The following is a 16,229-nucleotide window of genomic DNA, read 5'->3' as shown; positions in this document are numbered from 1 at the left end:
TCTGACGGCTCACGCCGCGCGGATGGCTGCTCCGGAACCTCGCCGCAGCATCCTGGCGATGTCGGATGCAGGCATCGGCCGGCTGAAATAATAGCCTTGCGTTTCGCCGCATCCTTCTTCGCGCAGGATGTCGAGCTGTTCCTTGGTTTCGACGCCTTCGGCGGTCGTCGTCTTGCCGAGGCTGACCGCGAAACGAACCACCGCTCGCGCCAGATGGCGCGCCTCGGCCCGCGGGCTGGAGAGTTCGTTGACGAAGCTGCGGTCGATCTTGACCTTGTCGAACGGGAATCTCTGCAGGAAGCTCAGCGATGAATAGCCGGTGCCGAAATCGTCCAGGGCAATTCGCACGCCGAGCTCGCGCAGCTCGGCGAGCACAGCAAAGACGGCTTCGCTGTCATGCATGATCACCGTCTCGGTGACCTCGAGTTCGAGCCTGTGCGGCGCAAGTCCTGAACTCGCCAGCGCGCCGACAATGACCGGAACGAGCTCCTTGCTCCTGAATTGAGCGGGAGATAGGTTGATCGCGATCCTGACATGTGCAGGCCATGTGGCGGCTTCCGCGCAGGCGGTCCTCAAGACCCATTCTCCCAGCGGCACGATCAAGCCGGTCTCCTCCGCGAGCGGGATGAATTCGCCCGGCAGGACCATGCCTCGCTGCGGGTGATGCCAGCGCAGCAAGGCCTCGAAGCCATAGGTCTTTCCGGTCGCCGCGCCGACGAACGGCTGATAGTGAAGCTCGAATTGACGCCCCGCGAGCGCAGCCCGCATGTCGCGCTCCAAATTGCGTCGCGCATGCATGAGCTCGTCGAGCTCCGGCTCGAAGAAGCGGAATGCACCACGTCCGCCGCTCTTGGCCGAGTAGAGCGCGAGATCCGCGCTCTTCAGGATCACGTCCGAATCGTTGCCATCGCGCGGCGCGATGGCAATGCCGATGCTGGTGCCCACCGTGACCCGGTGATCGCCGAGATCGAAGGGTTCGCAGAGCGCCTTTCTGATGTTCTCGGCAAGGGCCGCGGCCTCCACGGCCGGGTTGGTCACGTAATCGATCACCGCGAACTCGTCGCCGCCCAGCCGGGCGATCAACGCGGTTTCCGTGACGCATTCGCGCAGACGCGCAGCGACGGCGCGCAGCAGGGCATCGCCCGCCGGATGTCCAAGCGTGTCGTTGACTTCCTTGAAGCGATCGAGGTCGAGCATGAGCACGGCCAGATCGAGGCCGCCATTGCGCGTTACCGCAATCGCATGCTCCATCCGTTCCCTGAGCAGCACGCGATTTGGCAGATCGGTCAGCGCGTCGTGTTGCGCCATATGGGTGATCTTGGCCTCGGACCGGCGTTGCTCGGTCACATCGAGATGCGTGGCCACCCATCCGCCGCCGGCCATTGGCTGCCGTGTCACGCAGATCAACCGGCCATCCGCGAACTCGTCGATTCTGCTCGAGACTGCATCGAACGGCAGGGCTGCCAGTTTCGAGATGAACTGCTCGGCAGCGCCTTCGCTGGAATCGCCCTTGAGAATGCCCTTCGCGATACGATGCCTGATGATGTCGGCATGCGATGTCCCGGTCCTCAGCAGTTCCGGCGGCAACTGATAGAGCCGGGCATAACGCTCGTTGCATACGACGAGCCGCTTTTCGGCGTCGAACATGCAAAGGCCCTCGACCATGTGATTGATCGCCGTGTCCAGCCTGAGCGTCTGTCCCTGTAGCTCCTGCTGCGAATCTTCGAGCTGCTGCCGGGCGACCGAAAGCTGGCTGATGATCTCCTCGAACCTGGCGGTTCGGCTTGCCAGGCGACGATCGGCCAGCACGCCGATCAGGCTCATCCCCAGCACGGAAAGCGCCACACCGGCGATGGCAAGCGCGAGGAACGCCGGAGACAGCGAAAGCGTATCCGTCGCGAGGGTGGGATCCGGCGTGATCTGCACGGCACCCATGGCCGTGAAGTGATGCGACACGATGGCGAGTGTGAGCAGGACGGCCGCTGCCAGGGTGCCTCGATAGCCCTGGTAGGTGAGGGCAACTGACAGCGCGGCGTAGCCGAGACACATGCCGAAAATGATCGAGACGAAGACGAGGTCTACTGACCAGGAGACCCGGCCAGGCACTTCAAGGGCCCACATTCCCAGATAGTGCATGCTGGCGATGCCGCCGCCGATGATGATCCCCCCTGCCATCGCGCCCCAGCGAGCGGACGCGCCGACCGCAACGCCGAAGCCGACCGAGGTCAAAAGCATAGCCGCGGCGAGCGAAAACGCGGTCAGCACGAGGCCGTAGCCAGTCGTGACGCCGGGTTCATAAGCGAGCATCGCGACGAAATGCGTCGCCCAGATTCCGTATCCGATGGCTGCGCCCGCGATCGCGATCCAGATCCACCGCGTTCGCGAGCGCGTCGCGATCGCACGATGAAAGATGCTGGCCGCGACGATGCTTGCGACGAAGCAGACGAGCCCTGCGAGCACAACGAGCCGCCAATCGTGCTCGGCCGTAAGACAGGAAAAAACGCGGAACATTCAATATCGCTCCCTCGTCAATACTATCGAGGATTGAGCCGATCAGACTTTCTCCGCGTTAATTTTCTGCAATGCCCAGTTGCATGCCTATCGCGAGGTAAATGCTTGCCGGCAAATGACGCCAGTTGGGCGTAGTTGTGCGGGTCACGATGGTTCCGCCCGTGAAACTACGCGGTTGAGCGGGCCTGTGGTTGCTTGGGAACTCAACCGGTTCCGCTTAGGGATGATGCCGGATGCGCTTGCGGCCGGTGATCATCGCGCGGATCAGGTTCTCGCGCTGAAGCAGTCCCATCAGCAGCACGCCGAGCACGTGCAGCACGACCAGCACAATGACCGCGTCCGATGAATAGTGGTGGGTGTCCTCGACCCACCAGAGGCCGAAGAAGGTCACGGTCACCGACATCGCGCCCGTGATTGCCGAGACGGCGACCGCCAGCAGCAGCGCCACCAGCATCAACGTGCCGGCGGGATTGAGCCCGATATAGCGGCCGGTGATGCCGCGGCGCAGATTCCAGAGATAGCGCGGCGCGGCACGCAAGCGGACGCCGACCATGCGGAAGCGGGAGTAGCGACTGCCCCAAAAACCCCAGACCAGACGGAAGGCGAGAAGCCCAAGCACCGTGTAGCCGACGATGCGATGAAGCCGGTCATAGACGGTGGGCGTGAACCACGCGGCCATGATGCTGGCCGCGAAAGCCCAGTGCCAGAGGCGCAGCGGCAGATCCCAGACTGCGACCGTCCGCGAAGCGGTTCGATCCGCGGGGGTCCTGTCGGACGCCCCGCGCGCTTCTGGCACCGCTTCCTCGATCAAGCTGGGACCACCCTTGAGCCTCACTCTGCGCGGACGATCTCGCGCAGCTCAACTGGCAAGTTTACTTGCAGCCTTACTTGGCAGCCTTACTTGGCAATCGTGTGCTTCAGGCTGAGATCTTCCGGGCTGTAGAACAGCTCGTAGAGCTTGCCTTCCTTGACGCCGTACACCTCGTAGCACGAGCCTTCGATCTTGGAGCGACGCACTTCGTAGCCCAGCGCCTTGGCCTTGGCTTCAGCTTCGCTGGCCGGCTTCCACGACGCCTTGTCGAGCTTGGTGCAGTCCTTGAAACCGTCGGCCATGGCCGTCGATCCCGCGCCAATCCCGACCGTCAGTGCAATGGCAACAACACGAATGACCTTCACGAACTTCTCCTCCTCTGTCGTGGGCGCTGCGCGGAGCCGCGAGCGGGACCGAAGGAAGCAAAGGAGGAGGTGAAGTCAATCGGGTTCGGGCATGGATCGCTTTAGATAAGTTCTAACATCCGCCAAAAGCTGAGTGCTCTCCGTGCGCAGTGCAGGTTTGGTGCGCCTCTGCGGCCTTACGCCTCACGCGCAGCTAGTAGCCCGCAACCGCCAGCACGACGACCGCACTGAGCATCATCCAGCCGAAGTGCCGGCCGCGCGTCGCCCATGCGTTGGCGCAAGCGGAGAAGCCGAACACAGAGGCCATGGTGGCGACGATCCAGTGGCGCGCCGGCTCCGAGCCCATCCAGGGCGTCGCGATGAGGAGCACGCCACCGCCGATCCAGGCGACGGTCGAGGCCTGCCAGACCAGGCGGATCAGCGTGCGCAGCCGTTCCGGCTCGATGCGGGCGCGGACGAACACCTTGGCCTCGCCGAGGTAGCCGTGGATCAGGGCCACGACGACGGTCAGCACGCCGGCGCACTGGAGCAAGAGATCACGCATCATCAGGGCTCCCGAAGCTTCGTCCATACATCTGTGTATGGTGAGATAAGCGCTGGTCCGCGACCTGTCAATACACTAGTGTATGGCCTGATCCCGGGAACTGATATGACCGAACAGCTCTCCGCCGACGATTGGACCAGCCAGGGCCTGAAGACGCTCGCCAGAAACGGCTTCACCGCGTTGAAGGCCGACCCCCTCGCCAGGGCCATGGGGGTTTCGCGCGGCAGCTTCTATTGGCATTTTGCCGATCTCGGCGCATTCCACGCCGCGGTGCTGAAGCGCTGGCGCGAGATCGCGGCGGAACAGATCATCGCCGACGTCGAGGCGGCCGGCGACGAGCCGCTGAAGGCGCTGCTGCGCCGGTCGTTCGGCGCGCGGCTTGACCTCGAGCGCGCGGTGCGCAACTGGGCGGCGTTCGATGCGGGCGCGCAAGGAGCGGTGCGCGCGATCGACCGCCGCAGGCTCGACTATATCGAGCAGCTACTGGTGATGCGCGGGCTTGCCCCGATGGCGGCGCAGGCCCGCGCGCAGATCCTCTATTGGACGTTTCTCGGCTTTGCCCTGTCCGGGGCGCCGGTGCCGGCGGCGCGGCTCGAGGCCCTGCTGGACGAGCTTCTGCAAATGGTCTCCGCGTGACCGACGCGATGGGCGGGGGCGGATTTCTGTGCTAGAGGCAACCGACCGCCGGAGACAATGATGAACGCGCCTACCGAACGCCCCGAAGCCAGTGTCGATCCCAAGCTGCTGGAGATTCTGGTCTGCCCGCTGACCAAGGGCCCGCTGGAGTTCGATTCTGCAAAGCAGGAGCTGATCTCGCGCAGCGCCAAGCTCGCCTATCCGATCCGCGACGGCATCCCGATCATGCTGCCGGAAGAAGCACGCAAGATCGATTGAGGCTTGGCGCGATGGCCGCGCCGAACCCCCGGTGTCGTCCCGGCGAAAGCCGGGACCCATAACCACCGAATTGCGTTGTTGCGCGAGCAGGCAACTCCGAGTCTTCGCAAAACGATTGCTGCGGAGTATGGGTCCCGGATCTGCGCGCGCTTGGGGCGCGCTTGTCCGGGACGACAGTGGGGGGTGTAGCGCCAGCGCCGCCTTACAACGCCTCGCCCTTCAACAGCCGCGGCACCTCGCCGGTGAGGCCGGCGGCCTGGCGGATGAAGAGGTTCTTCAGCGGCGGGGCGCGGTCGACGAGGCCGAGGCCGATGTCGCGCACCGTGCGCAGCAAGGTCGACTGGTTGGAGAACAGGAAGTTCAGCGAGTTGGTGGCAACGCCCATCGCCATGGTGTCGAAGCGGCGCCAGCGCTGGTAGCGCTCGAGCACGTCGGCGCCGCCGAGATCCATGCCGAGCCGCGCGGCGTCGACGACGACCTCGGCCAGCGCGGCAACATCCTTCAGCCCCATGTTGAGGCCCTGGCCCGCGATGGGGTGGATGACATGCGCGGCATCGCCGACCAGCGCGAGGCGCTCGCCGATGAAGGAGCGCGCGACGAAATAGGACAGCGGAAACGCGCGCGGCTTGTCGAGCGCCTTCACCTCGCCGAGATGCAGGCCGAAGCGCTGCTCGAGCTCGCTGTGAAAGTCCTCGTCACTGAGCGCAATGATGCGCGCGGCCTCAGCCCGGCGCTCGGTCCATACCAGCGATGAGCGTTTTCCGGTGAGCGGCAGGATTGCGAAGGGACCCGCGGGCAGGAAGTGCTCCTCGGCGCGGCCTTCGTGATCGCGCTCGTGGCCGACGGTGACGACGATGCCGGACTGGTCATACTCCCAGCCATGGGTGGCGATGCCGGCACGCTCGCGCAGTTTCGACCGCGCGCCATCGGCGGCGACCAGGAGGCTCGCCGCGATCACGCTGCCGTCGCCGAGCGTCACGTCGATGCCCTCGGCGCGCGCGTCGTAGGACGACACCGTGGTGGCGCGAAGATCGATGCCCTCGGCCTCGGCACGCACCACCAGCGCATCGATCAGGCGGCGGTTCTCGACCATGTGGGCAAAGGGCTCGCCCGGCGCGACGTCGCCGGCGAAATTCAGGAACGCGGGACGCGTGGCGTCCTCCAGCTTGGAATCAGTGACGACCATGTCGAGGATCGGCTGCGCCTCGCCCCTGACGTCGTCCCAGGCGCCGATCGCCTCGAACAGGCGGCGGCAGGCGGCGACGATCGCGGTGGCGCGCGGGTCCCGGCTCGGCCGCGTGCTGAGCGCGGGATCGGCGACGATCACGGGGATCTCCGGCCCGAGCCCCTGGCGCAACGCCAGCGCCAGCGCCAGGCCGGCAAACGCGCCGCCGCCAATGACAATGCTTCCCTGTACCGACATACCAAGCTTCCCGGTCAATTCTCGGTCTTGCTAGCAGACTTGAGCTGGGCGAAACAGTGCGGTGAAACAAGGGCGGAACGGCCCCATTGTGTCATTCCGGGGCGCGACGAAGTCGCGAGCCCGGAATCCATAACCACGAGCCGGGGTTATGGATTCCGGGCCTGCGCTGTTCCGGCGCATCCCGGAATGACGACTTCAGAGAGTTGTAGTCATGTCCAAAAGCCTGATCGACCTGATCTCGATCCTCGACCTCGAACAGCTCGAGGTGAACCTGTTCCGCGGCAACAGCCCGAAGACGAGCTGGCAGCGGGTCTTCGGCGGCCAGGTGATCGGACAGGCGATGGTTGCGGCCTGCCGCACGGTCGAGGGCCGCCTGCCGCATTCGCTGCATTGCTATTTCATCCTGCCGGGCGATCCGCAGATCCCGATCATCTACCAGGTCGAGCGCCTGCGCGACGGCAGGAGCTATTCGACGCGGCGCGTCACCGCGATCCAGCACGGCAACGCGATCTTCTCGATCATGGTGTCGTTCCACGCCGACGAGGAGACCGCGTTCGATCATCAGGACAGAATGCCCGACGTGCCGCCGCCGGAAAAGCTCACGGCGGAGGAAGTGGCGAAGCAACCGATGTTCCGCGAGATGCCGGAGTTCATCCGCCGCTACTACGAATCCGACCGCCCGATCGAGCTGCGCCCGGTCGAGCTCGGCCGCTATTTCGGCCAGAAGATCGACGACGGCCGCATCCACGTCTGGATCAGGACCGCGGCAAAGCTGCCTGACGACCCGGCGCTGCACATGTGCGCGCTTGCCTATGCCTCGGACTTCTCGCTGCTGGATGCGATCATGGCGCGCTACGGCCGCACGCTGTTCGACAAGCGCATGATGCCGGCGAGCCTCGACCACGCGATGTGGTTTCACCGCCCGTTCCGCGCCGACGAATGGCTGCTCTACGCCCAGGATTCGCCGAGCGCGCAATCAGGCCGCGGCCTGACCCGCGGCTCGATCTTCAAGCCCGATGGCACGCTGGTCGCCTCCGTCGCGCAGGAAGGCTCCGTGCGCGAGCGGAAAAGCTGACCGCTAGAGCGCACCTCGCGGAGCGAGCTCGGTCTGCGACGCGAACCAGTTCATGATCCAGCGATACACCCACGGAATCGGGATGATCAGGCTGCACAGGATCGCAGCCACGATGCCGCGCCAGAGGATGTCGAGTCCGCTGCCCTTGAAGACGATCTCGCGCCGCGTGCCCTCGATGCTGCGGCAGAACCAGCGCATCTGGGCCGCGGCAACCCAGGCCCAGCCGATGATGGTGATGATGGAGATCGCAAACAGCAGATTCCAGCCGATATACGCCCAGACCGAACCGGTGAAGCTGAGACCGAGCGGCTGCCCGTTGGAAGCCAAGTTCGCGACCATCCATTTGATCAGGAGCCAGTAGAGCACGATCTGGACGATGAACAGCAAATTGCTCAGCAACTGGCTGCCGACGAAGCCGAGCGCGATCGCCAGAACGATGAAGCCGAAGAACCAGGGCACCAGCGTCATCGCGCTGCCGGTGAAGCTGAGATTGGGTCGACCGGGGACCTTCAGGCAGGGCACGATCCATTTCGTGTACCAGACGAACAGCCACGGCACCGGGATCACGAAGCACGATCCGATCACGAGCACGAGCGTGCGCCAAGTGAACTCGAGGATGCCGAAATCGACGGCCAGCGATCCTCCGCCGCCGCCGCCATAGCCACCGCCGCCCATCATCGGCGGGCCGCCGGCCGGAACCATCGGAGGTCCGCCGCCGCCGACCAGGCCGGGAATTTCGACGGCCTTCTGCCAGCCGGCCATGCCCTCGGTCCACACCAGTGTGTCCGGGCGGACGACGCCCTGGGCGATCAGATCGCGGAATTGTCCTTCCGGAAAGGGCCCCTGCTGCTTGCCCTCGGATGCATAGAACCAACTCGCCATGAAGCGTCCCCCTCGAACATACTTATGTACCGGCCGGGACGCTTGGGTTCACCGCATCCATGCCAAAAATGCATTGTGAAGGATGAACGGCTGCCCTGTACAGAGGCGGCCATTCACATGACCGCCCTTGGCCAAACGTTTTTCCGCTTCAATCTGCAACATTTTTATGCCATTTGCCCGAAAAGATGCCAGATTGACGCGGCGCCGGGGACATACGGCGCGGCGCATCCCGGGGAATAGGCCTGACCATGAAACTCGTCGTCGCGATCATCAAACCCTTCAAGCTCGATGAGGTCCGCCAGGCCCTGACGGCGATCGGCGTCCACGGCATGACCGTGACCGAGGTGAAGGGCTATGGCCGCCAGAAGGGCCATACCGAGATCTATCGCGGCGCCGAATATGTCGTGAACTTCCTGCCGAAGCTGCGCATCGAGATCGCGGTCGCCTCCGACGTCGCCGACAAGGCGGTGGCCGTGATCACCGCGACGGCCCGCACCGGCCAGATCGGCGACGGCAAGATCTTCGTCACGCCGATCGACCACGCGCTGCGCATCCGCACCGGCGAGACCGACAGCGACGCGCTCTGACTCTAATAAGCCTTCGTCGATCGCACCGGGCAACGACGCCACAGCGTGCGACGTAATTTCTATGCTGGGGGAATGACATGGCGGAATTGTTGCGCCGTGCAGCCGGTTTGGCTGCGCCGATCGGATTTGCGTTGGTCATGGCCACGCCGGCGCACGCCGCCGCCTCCGAGATCAACACCGCCGACACCGCCTGGATGATCGTCGCCACCGCGCTGGTGCTGATGATGACGATCCCGGGTCTGGCGCTGTTCTATTCCGGCATGGTGCGCAAGAAGAACGTGCTCGCCACCATGGCGCAGAGCCTTGCTGCGGTGACGATGATCTCCATCCTCTGGGTCGCGTTCGGCTATTCGCTCTGCTTCGTCGGCGACGGGCCGTGGATCGGCACGCTCGACCGCTGGTTCCTCGCCGGCATGACGCTCGACAGCGTCAACCCGGCGGCGAAGACGATCCCGGAAGCATTGTTCATGCTGTACCAGATGACGTTTGCGATCATCACGGTGGCGCTGGTCGCGGGCTCCGTCGCCGACCGCATGCGGTTCTCCGCCTATCTGCTGTTCTCCGTCGCCTGGTTCATCTTCGTCTACATTCCGCTGGCGCATTGGGTCTGGGGCGGCGGCTTCCTCGCCAGCATGGGCGTGATGGATTTCGCCGGCGGCCTCGTGGTGCATCTGTCGGCCGGCACCGCCGGCCTCGTCGCCGCCAAGGTGATGGGACGCCGCCACGGCTACGGCACAGAAAATCTCTCGCCGTTCGATCTCTCGCTCGCGGTGATGGGCACCGGCCTATTGTGGGTCGGCTGGTTCGGCTTCAACGGTGGCTCGGCGGGCGCAGCCAATTCGCGCGCGGTGATGGCGATCATCGCGACGCATCTTGCAGCCTGTTCCGGTGCGCTGACCTGGGGCGCGATCGAATGGTCGACCCGGCGCAAGCCCTCCGTGCTCGGCATGATCTCCGGCGCGGTCGCGGGTCTCGGCACCATCACGCCGGCCTCGGGCTTCGTGGCGCCGTGGCATGGCATCGTCATCGGCATCATTGCCGGAGCGGTCTGCTACTGGGCCTGCACCTGGCTGAAGCACCGCTTCAACTACGACGACTCCCTCGACGTGTTCGGCGTCCACGGCATCGGCGGCCTGACCGGGACCCTGCTCGCCGGCGTGTTCGCGACCAGCGCGATCGGCGGCACCGCCGGCCTGCTCGAGGGCCATCCGCAGCAGCTCCTGATCCAGCTCTACGGGGTCGCCGTCACCTTCGTTTGGGCTGCGGGCGTGAGTTTTGTGCTGCTCAAGCTGGTCGGCCTGTTCGTGCCCTTGCGCGTATCCCGTGAGCACGAGCTCGAGGGACTGGATATTTCGCAGCACGGCGAAGCCCTTCAGTAATCGAGGCTTGCGCAACACATAAGTACATGCTTATGTGTTGACATGATCGAAGCCGACATCTTCAAGGCACTGGCCGACCCGACGCGCCGAAAAGTCTTTGAGAAGCTCGCTGGCGGAAGCCTGAATGCCAGCGCTTTGCGCGACGGTTTGGAGATCAGCCAGCCGGCGATGTCGCAGCATCTTTCGGTGCTGCGCGCGGCAGGCCTCGTGCGCGAACAGCGGCAGGGCCGCTTTGTGAATTACGAAGTCGACCCGGACGGAATCGTGGCCATCGGGGCATGGCTTGCGCGTTACCGCGCCTATTGGCCGAAGCGCATGGAAGCACTCGCCGATCTCCTCAAGGACATGGATCAATAAGGATCTGGATCAATGAGCGACGCAGCGAAACCTGATCCCTCCGACGCAGAACTGGTGCTCGAATATGAATTCGACGCGCCGCCGGCAAAGGTCTGGCGCGCCGTCACCATTCCGGCGCTGCGCGAACGCTGGCTACCGGATTGCGACCTTGCCGGCGCCGAGCCGGAATCGTCGATCGCGGGCGAGGAGGTGCGCTACCGGCTTCGCGATTCCGAACCGCCGTTTCGCGAAAGCCACGTGATCTTCCGGATCGAGCCGAACGAGGACGGCGGCACGCGCTTTCGCATCATCCAGCAAGCCTGCGACGATGATGCGAAGCTGCCGCAGCCGGCCAACAGCAATTGCTGCTTGATGCGCGTCGCCGCCTAACACCAGCAAGACGTCATCACCTGCAAACATGGAGGTCGCCAATGCGCGACATGCTTCAGCTCGTCCCTATGGTTGTCGAACAATCCGCCCGCGGCGAGCGATCCTTCGACATCTATTCGCGGCTCCTGCGCGAGCGCATCATCTTCCTCAACGGCGAGGTCAATGATGCGATGTCCGGACTGGTCTGCGCGCAATTGTTGTTCCTGGAGGCGGAGAATCCGAACAGGCCGATCAACCTCTACATCAACTCCTACGGCGGCGTGGTCACCTCTGGTCTCGCCATGTACGACACCATGCAGTTCATCAAGGCGCCGGTTCATACGCTGTGCATGGGCACCGCGCGCTCGATGGGCTCGTTCCTGCTGATGGCCGGCGAGCCAGGTCACCGCGCCGCGCTCCCCAATGCGAGCCTTCACGTGCATCAACCGCTGGGCGGCTTCCAGGGCCAGGCGTCCGACATCCTGATCCATGCCAACGAAATGCAGGAGACCAAGCGGCGCATCACCCGGCTCTACGCGCAGCATTGCGGACGCACCGAGGCGGAGGTGGAACGCACCCTGGACCGCGACCACTTCATGACCGCGCAGCAAGGGGTCGAATGGGGATTGATCGACCGGGTCTTTGCGCAGCGCGAGGCCGCCTGACGGTCCAGGCCGGTTGCGCGCATCCCGTGAGCACGCCGAGGGCCGGTTCGATATTTCGCGGGGCGGTGGGGCCCCTTATCAGACCTCTTCTGTAATTAAATACCTTCGCGCTGCCCGACACGTGAGCAGCAATTGTGTCGGCAGCCTGTCGTGCCTGCTTTTTGATCAGATATGACCACGTTTTGAGCGCGACGTAATAGCGCACTGCACCGCAATACGGGCCAGGCGCGAAAATACCCGTTTTCATAGTCCGTTAGGCAATGCGCCCGATCTGGCACGGCATTTGATTCTAGGGGTCCTGGCTGTGCCCGCGTAGTGAACTTCTCCCTCGTGGCGAACCAGTCGAGAAACGCCCGGCCACGTCCGGACCGGGCCCAAGCGGGGATAGGACCCATGAAAATTGTTATGGCGATTATCAAGCCATTCAAGCTGGAAGAAGTCCGTGACGCCCTGACCGCCATCGGCGTTCACGGTCTCACGGTGACGGAAGTCAAGGGGTATGGCCGCCAGAAGGGCCATACGGAAATCTATCGCGGCGCCGAATATGCCGTGAGCTTCCTGCCCAAGATCAAGATCGAGGTCGCTGTCGCCTCCGACCAGGTCGACAAGACCATCGACGCCATCACGTCCGCTGCGAAAACCGGACAGATCGGCGACGGCAAGATCTTCGTCATCAATCTCGACCATGCGGTTCGCATCCGCACCGGCGAGGCCGATGCCGCGGCCCTCTGATTTCGCGCTCAACCTTATCCAATCAGGAGTAAACAATATGACGTTCAAGCGTCCCTATGGCGCGGGATTGGCGGCTCTCGCAGTCGGCCTGTTCGCTGCGACCGCAGCCTACGCCGAGCCAACGGTCAACAAGGGAGACAACGCCTGGATGCTGACATCGACAGTGCTCGTGCTGTTGATGACCATCCCCGGCCTCGCGCTGTTCTACGGCGGCCTCGTCCGCTCCAAGAACATGCTCTCCGTTCTGATGCAGGTGTTCTACACCGTCTGCGTCGTCACCGTGATCTGGGCCGTGTACGGCTACAGCCTCGCCTTCACCGGTGGTTCCGACTTCATCGGCGGCTTCTCCAAGGCCTTCATGATGGGCGTCACCACCGACTCGAAGGCCGCGACCTTCTCGGTCGATGCCAACATCTCGGAGCTCATCTACATGTGCTTCCAGATGACCTTCGCGGCGATCACGCCCGCCCTCATCGTCGGCGCCTTCGCCGAGCGCATGAAGTTCTCGGCGATCGCTCTCTTCATCCCGCTCTGGGTCACGCTGATCTACTTCCCGATCGCGCACATGGTCTGGTACTGGCCGGGCCCGGACGCGATCCAGGACGCTGCCAAGGCTCTGGCTGCGGCGGGTGATGCGGCGGCGAAGACCGCGGCGCAGGCCAAGCTCGACGAGATCAACGCCGACGCCGGCTGGATCTTCAAGGCGGGCGCGATCGACTTCGCAGGCGGCACCGTGGTGCACATCAACGCCGGCATCGCAGGTCTCGTCGGCGCCCTCCTGATCGGCAAGCGCGTCGGTTACGGCAAGGAGCTGATGGCCCCGCACTCGCTGACCATGTCGATGATCGGCGCCTCGCTGCTCTGGGTCGGCTGGTTCGGCTTCAACGCCGGCTCCAACCTCGAAGCCAATGGCGGCGCTGCCCTCGCCATGACCAACTCCTTCGTCGCCACCGCAGCCGCCGCGCTGTCGTGGATGTTCGCGGAGTGGATCGTGAAGGGGCATCCGTCGGTGCTCGGCGTCATCTCCGGCGCTGTCGCGGGTCTCGTGGCCGTCACGCCTGCCGCCGGCTTCTCCGGTGTCATGGGTGCGATCGTCCTCGGCCTCGTGGTCGGTGTGGTCTGCCTGTTCTTCTGCACCGTCGTGAAGAACGCGATCGGCTACGATGACAGCCTCGACGTGTTCGGCGTGCACTGCATCGGCGGCATCGTCGGCGCCATCGGCACCGGCATTCTCGTCAATCCCGCCCTCGGCGGCGCCGGCATCATCGACTACACCGCGATCCCGCCGAAGGTTGCCGACTACGACTTCGCGGCGCAGATGATCTCCCAGCTCAAGGCCGTCGGCACCACGCTGGTGTGGTCGGGCGTCGGTTCGGCGATACTCTACAAGGTCGTCGATGTGATCGTTGGCCTCCGCGCCAATGTCGAGAGCGAGCGTGAAGGCCTCGACATCACCGAGCACACCGAGCGCGCCTACAACATGTAACCTCTCCTCCCGGGCGCGGTCTCCTCGGGGACCGCGTCCACAACTACGGTTTGGGCACATACCCGGCAATGCCCCGACCGTTGAGGGGCTCCAGCGCAAGTTGGAGCCCCTTTCTTTTTGCAGATTTTCTTTTTGACCGGGTGCCGAAGAAAAAGATTGCCATTCCAGATTGCCGGCGCAGAAATACCGACCACAACGAAAAACAATCGGGAGGTCGTCATGCGTTTGGAAGGCGGATGCTATTGCGGCGAAGTGCGCTATGTCGCCGAGGGCGACCCGATGATGCAGGCCCAGTGTCACTGCCGCGAGTGCCAGTACATCTCGGGCGGCGCGCCCAACACCTTCATCGCGATGCCGGCAGCCGGCTTCTCCTACATCACCGGACAGCCCAAGCAGTTCACACGCAAGGACCTCGAGCGCGCCGTGACGCGCGAATTCTGCGCCGAATGCGGCACGCATCTGGTGACCAAGGTGCCGGGCCTGCCCGCCGCGATCCTGAAGGTCGGCACGCTGGACGAGCCCAAGCAATTCCAGCCGCAGATGGCGATCTACACCTGCGACATGCAGGAGTTCCACGCGATCCCCGCGGGCATGAAGACATTCGAGAAGCTGCCGGGGCGCTAAGCCACTATAATGGTGCGCTCTTTCCCCCGCATGCGGGGGAGGCTGGGGAGAGGGTGTCCCAACATCGGGACAGTCCCTAAGCGGCGAGAACCCTCACCCGCGCCTTTGGCGCGACCTCTCCCGCAAGCGGGAGAGGTGGAGGAACCAGCCCGGCCCTGTAGCCCATGCATCCCGTTGTTATCCGGCCCCATTTTTCCCGCTCTGGACGGCGGCGGCGGCCGATGGTTAATCGCGTCTTAACCTCGCCCTATCTATGGTGAACTGAACCGCTTCCCGCCGGCGCCTTGGTGCGACCGGCCGTTCCAAGAGTACTGGCGCCCAACGAATGGCTCTGACCGCTTCATCCCGTGCGCCGCAGGGCGGTAATGGCTCCGATTCCGCACGCTCGCCCTTCGTCCGGCTGAACGAGCTTTTGGCCCCGCATCAGCCTGGCAAGCCCTTGATTTCGCTTGCGGTCGGCGAGCCCCAGCATCCCGTGCCCGACTTCGTCGGCCCGGTCCTGGCCAAGCACATCGCCGAGTTCGGCCGCTACCCGATGAACCAGGGTACCGAGCCGTTCCGGAACGCTGCGAGCGCCTGGCTGTCGTCGCGCTTCAACCTGCCACGGCAGCTCGACCCCAAGAGCGAGATTCTCGTCCTCAATGGCAGCCGCGAGGGGCTGTTCCTCGCCGCGATCGCAGCCGCCCGCTATGTCGGGCCGCGTCCGGGCAAGCCCGCGATCCTGATGCCGAACCCGTTCTATCCGGTCTATGGTGCAGGCGCCCTCGCGGCCGCTTGCGAGCCGATCCATCTGCCGACCACGGTCGAGAACGGCTTCCTGCCCGATCTCGACGCGATCGACGAGGCGACGCTGGCGCGCACGGTGGCGTTCTATCTGGCCTCGCCCGCCAATCCGCAGGGCTCGGTCGCCAAGCCCGACTATTTCAAGCGCTTGAAGCAGCTCGCCGATCGCTACGGCTTCGTGATCCTCAGCGACGAGTGCTATTCGGAGATCTACACCCGCGAGGCCCCGGGCAGCGCGCTGGAATGCGCCGGGCCCGATTTCACCCGCGTGGTCGCGTTCCAGTCGCTGTCGAAGCGCTCCAACCTGCCGGGCCTGCGCGTCGGCTTCGCCGCCGGCGACAAGAAGCTCATCGGCATGTTCCTCGAGCTGCGCAACATCGCGGCGCCTCAGGTGCCGGTGCCGCTCCAGCATGTCGCGACCGTCGCCTATGGCGACGAGGCGCATGTCGAGGAGAACCGCAGGCTGTACCGGATCAAGTTCGATCTCGCCGACCAGATCATCGGCAATCGTTACAGCTACCGCCGGCCCGATGGCGGCTTTTGCGTCTGGCTCAACACCTCCGAGATCGGCGACGATGTGTCGGTGACGCTCAAGCTGTTCAAGGAAGCAGGCGTGCGCGTGGTGCCCGGCAGCTTTCTGGCGCGACAGCAGCCTGACGGATTCAATCCCGGCGCAGGCTACATCCGCCTCGCGCTGGTGCAGGATGGCGAAACGACGGCGCAGGCGCTGCACCGTCTGGTCGAGACTCTGGGTTAGGCGGGG

At 64.4% G+C, this 16,229-nt stretch carries 18 protein-coding genes; 12 read left to right on the top strand and 6 right to left on the bottom strand.

From position 1 onward, the window contains the following. Nucleotides 1–9 precede the first annotated feature (9 nt). The 4 genes from IQ16_RS02570 to IQ16_RS02555 all read right to left on the bottom strand — a co-directional run bounded on the left by IQ16_RS02570 (nt 10) and on the right by IQ16_RS02555 (nt 4,231). On the bottom strand, nt 10–2,511 hold the full coding sequence (locus tag IQ16_RS02570; protein WP_018648271.1) for an EAL domain-containing protein: 2,502 nt from the start codon (nt 2,509–2,511) through the stop codon (nt 10–12). A gap of 217 nt (nt 2,512–2,728) precedes the next feature. Continuing rightward, nucleotides 2,729–3,322 (bottom strand): cytochrome b/b6 domain-containing protein, encoded by a 594-nt coding sequence (locus tag IQ16_RS02565; RefSeq protein ID WP_018648270.1) that lies wholly within the window; start codon nt 3,320–3,322, stop codon nt 2,729–2,731. An 86-nt stretch (nt 3,323–3,408) separates the two neighbouring features. Next, nucleotides 3,409–3,687 carry a PepSY domain-containing protein gene (locus IQ16_RS02560; RefSeq protein ID WP_018648269.1) on the bottom strand — a complete coding sequence of 93 codons (279 nt, stop codon included), beginning with the start codon at nt 3,685–3,687 and terminating at the stop codon, nt 3,409–3,411. A 193-nt stretch (nt 3,688–3,880) separates the two neighbouring features. Then, nucleotides 3,881–4,231 carry a hypothetical protein gene (locus IQ16_RS02555; RefSeq protein ID WP_026312864.1) on the bottom strand — a complete coding sequence of 117 codons (351 nt, stop codon included), beginning with the start codon at nt 4,229–4,231 and terminating at the stop codon, nt 3,881–3,883. A gap of 105 nt (nt 4,232–4,336) precedes the next feature. Between IQ16_RS02555 and IQ16_RS02550 the strand changes: the two genes are divergently transcribed. Next, nucleotides 4,337–4,867, top strand: coding sequence for a TetR/AcrR family transcriptional regulator (locus tag IQ16_RS02550; RefSeq protein ID WP_018648267.1), 531 nt, complete (start codon nt 4,337–4,339; stop codon nt 4,865–4,867). A gap of 60 nt (nt 4,868–4,927) precedes the next feature. Further along, on the top strand, nt 4,928–5,125 hold the full coding sequence (locus IQ16_RS02545) for a Trm112 family protein (RefSeq protein ID WP_007598651.1): 198 nt from the start codon (nt 4,928–4,930) through the stop codon (nt 5,123–5,125). A 202-nt stretch (nt 5,126–5,327) separates the two neighbouring features. Here the strand turns inward: IQ16_RS02545 and IQ16_RS02540 are convergent, their stop codons facing one another. Continuing rightward, the gene (locus tag IQ16_RS02540; RefSeq protein ID WP_018645996.1) at nt 5,328–6,548 is read right to left on the bottom strand and encodes a ubiquinone biosynthesis hydroxylase; all 1,221 of its coding nucleotides are present in this window, start codon (nt 6,546–6,548) and stop codon (nt 5,328–5,330) included. A 211-nt stretch (nt 6,549–6,759) separates the two neighbouring features. Between IQ16_RS02540 and tesB the strand changes: the two genes are divergently transcribed. Beyond that, on the top strand, nt 6,760–7,623 hold the full coding sequence (tesB, locus tag IQ16_RS02535) for an acyl-CoA thioesterase II (RefSeq protein ID WP_018645997.1): 864 nt from the start codon (nt 6,760–6,762) through the stop codon (nt 7,621–7,623). Nucleotides 7,624–7,626: 3 nt separating this feature from the next. Here the strand turns inward: tesB and IQ16_RS02530 are convergent, their stop codons facing one another. Beyond that, nucleotides 7,627–8,505 (bottom strand): DUF4339 domain-containing protein, encoded by an 879-nt coding sequence (locus tag IQ16_RS02530; protein ID WP_018645998.1) that lies wholly within the window; start codon nt 8,503–8,505, stop codon nt 7,627–7,629. A 248-nt stretch (nt 8,506–8,753) separates the two neighbouring features. On the opposite strand from IQ16_RS02530, the gene IQ16_RS02525 reads away from it, so the two are divergent. The 9 genes from IQ16_RS02525 to IQ16_RS02485 all read left to right on the top strand — a co-directional run bounded on the left by IQ16_RS02525 (nt 8,754) and on the right by IQ16_RS02485 (nt 16,223). Then, a complete protein-coding gene (locus tag IQ16_RS02525) occupies nt 8,754–9,092 on the top strand; it encodes a P-II family nitrogen regulator (RefSeq protein ID WP_008142802.1) in 339 nt (112 codons plus the stop codon). Between the two features lie 77 nt (nt 9,093–9,169). Beyond that, on the top strand, nt 9,170–10,471 hold the full coding sequence (locus IQ16_RS02520) for an ammonium transporter (RefSeq protein ID WP_018645999.1): 1,302 nt from the start codon (nt 9,170–9,172) through the stop codon (nt 10,469–10,471). A 42-nt stretch (nt 10,472–10,513) separates the two neighbouring features. Then, on the top strand, nt 10,514–10,828 hold the full coding sequence (locus IQ16_RS02515) for an ArsR/SmtB family transcription factor (protein ID WP_018646000.1): 315 nt from the start codon (nt 10,514–10,516) through the stop codon (nt 10,826–10,828). 12 nt (nt 10,829–10,840) lie between these two features. Continuing rightward, nucleotides 10,841–11,197, top strand: coding sequence for an SRPBCC family protein (locus IQ16_RS02510; protein WP_018646001.1), 357 nt, complete (start codon nt 10,841–10,843; stop codon nt 11,195–11,197). A 41-nt stretch (nt 11,198–11,238) separates the two neighbouring features. Then, complete coding sequence (locus tag IQ16_RS02505) at nt 11,239–11,841, top strand: ATP-dependent Clp protease proteolytic subunit (protein ID WP_018646002.1); 603 nt, start codon at nt 11,239–11,241, stop codon at nt 11,839–11,841. A gap of 393 nt (nt 11,842–12,234) precedes the next feature. Then, nucleotides 12,235–12,573 (top strand): P-II family nitrogen regulator, encoded by a 339-nt coding sequence (locus tag IQ16_RS02500; RefSeq protein WP_008142813.1) that lies wholly within the window; start codon nt 12,235–12,237, stop codon nt 12,571–12,573. A 37-nt stretch (nt 12,574–12,610) separates the two neighbouring features. Further along, nucleotides 12,611–14,059: an ammonium transporter gene (locus IQ16_RS02495; protein WP_026312461.1), complete on the top strand. Its 1,449-nt coding sequence runs from the start codon at nt 12,611–12,613 to the stop codon at nt 14,057–14,059. A gap of 219 nt (nt 14,060–14,278) precedes the next feature. After that, nucleotides 14,279–14,683, top strand: a complete 405-nt coding sequence (locus tag IQ16_RS02490) for a GFA family protein (protein ID WP_020608033.1) — start codon at nt 14,279–14,281, stop codon at nt 14,681–14,683. A gap of 325 nt (nt 14,684–15,008) precedes the next feature. Next, a complete protein-coding gene (locus IQ16_RS02485) occupies nt 15,009–16,223 on the top strand; it encodes an aminotransferase class I/II-fold pyridoxal phosphate-dependent enzyme (RefSeq protein ID WP_018646005.1) in 1,215 nt (404 codons plus the stop codon). Nucleotides 16,224–16,229 lie beyond the last annotated feature (6 nt).

This window comes from Bradyrhizobium huanghuaihaiense (genome assembly GCF_007830635.1).
GTDB lineage: Bacteria > Pseudomonadota > Alphaproteobacteria > Rhizobiales > Xanthobacteraceae > Bradyrhizobium > Bradyrhizobium huanghuaihaiense.
Note: the sequence above shows the minus strand (reverse complement) of the source record. Positions and strands in the feature narration are given on the sequence as shown.

Bases quoted from the DNA above. Each gene is read 5' to 3' on its own strand.
- tesB (WP_018645997.1), top strand. From the start codon at position 6,760: ATGTCCAAAAGCCTGATCGACCTGATCTCGATCCTCGACCTCGAACAG.
- IQ16_RS02555 (WP_026312864.1), bottom strand. From the start codon at position 4,231: ATGCGTGATCTCTTGCTCCAGTGCGCCGGCGTGCTGACCGTCGTCGTG.
- IQ16_RS02530 (WP_018645998.1), bottom strand. From the start codon at position 8,505: ATGGCGAGTTGGTTCTATGCATCCGAGGGCAAGCAGCAGGGGCCCTTT.
- IQ16_RS02515 (WP_018646000.1), top strand. From the start codon at position 10,514: ATGATCGAAGCCGACATCTTCAAGGCACTGGCCGACCCGACGCGCCGA.
- IQ16_RS02540 (WP_018645996.1), bottom strand. From the start codon at position 6,548: ATGTCGGTACAGGGAAGCATTGTCATTGGCGGCGGCGCGTTTGCCGGC.
- IQ16_RS02550 (WP_018648267.1), top strand. From the start codon at position 4,337: ATGACCGAACAGCTCTCCGCCGACGATTGGACCAGCCAGGGCCTGAAG.
- IQ16_RS02525 (WP_008142802.1), top strand. From the start codon at position 8,754: ATGAAACTCGTCGTCGCGATCATCAAACCCTTCAAGCTCGATGAGGTC.
- IQ16_RS02505 (WP_018646002.1), top strand. From the start codon at position 11,239: ATGCGCGACATGCTTCAGCTCGTCCCTATGGTTGTCGAACAATCCGCC.
- IQ16_RS02520 (WP_018645999.1), top strand. From the start codon at position 9,170: ATGGCGGAATTGTTGCGCCGTGCAGCCGGTTTGGCTGCGCCGATCGGA.
- IQ16_RS02490 (WP_020608033.1), top strand. From the start codon at position 14,279: ATGCGTTTGGAAGGCGGATGCTATTGCGGCGAAGTGCGCTATGTCGCC.
- IQ16_RS02570 (WP_018648271.1), bottom strand. From the start codon at position 2,511: ATGTTCCGCGTTTTTTCCTGTCTTACGGCCGAGCACGATTGGCGGCTC.
- IQ16_RS02510 (WP_018646001.1), top strand. From the start codon at position 10,841: ATGAGCGACGCAGCGAAACCTGATCCCTCCGACGCAGAACTGGTGCTC.
- IQ16_RS02545 (WP_007598651.1), top strand. From the start codon at position 4,928: ATGAACGCGCCTACCGAACGCCCCGAAGCCAGTGTCGATCCCAAGCTG.
- IQ16_RS02500 (WP_008142813.1), top strand. From the start codon at position 12,235: ATGAAAATTGTTATGGCGATTATCAAGCCATTCAAGCTGGAAGAAGTC.
- IQ16_RS02495 (WP_026312461.1), top strand. From the start codon at position 12,611: ATGACGTTCAAGCGTCCCTATGGCGCGGGATTGGCGGCTCTCGCAGTC.
- IQ16_RS02485 (WP_018646005.1), top strand. From the start codon at position 15,009: ATGGCTCTGACCGCTTCATCCCGTGCGCCGCAGGGCGGTAATGGCTCC.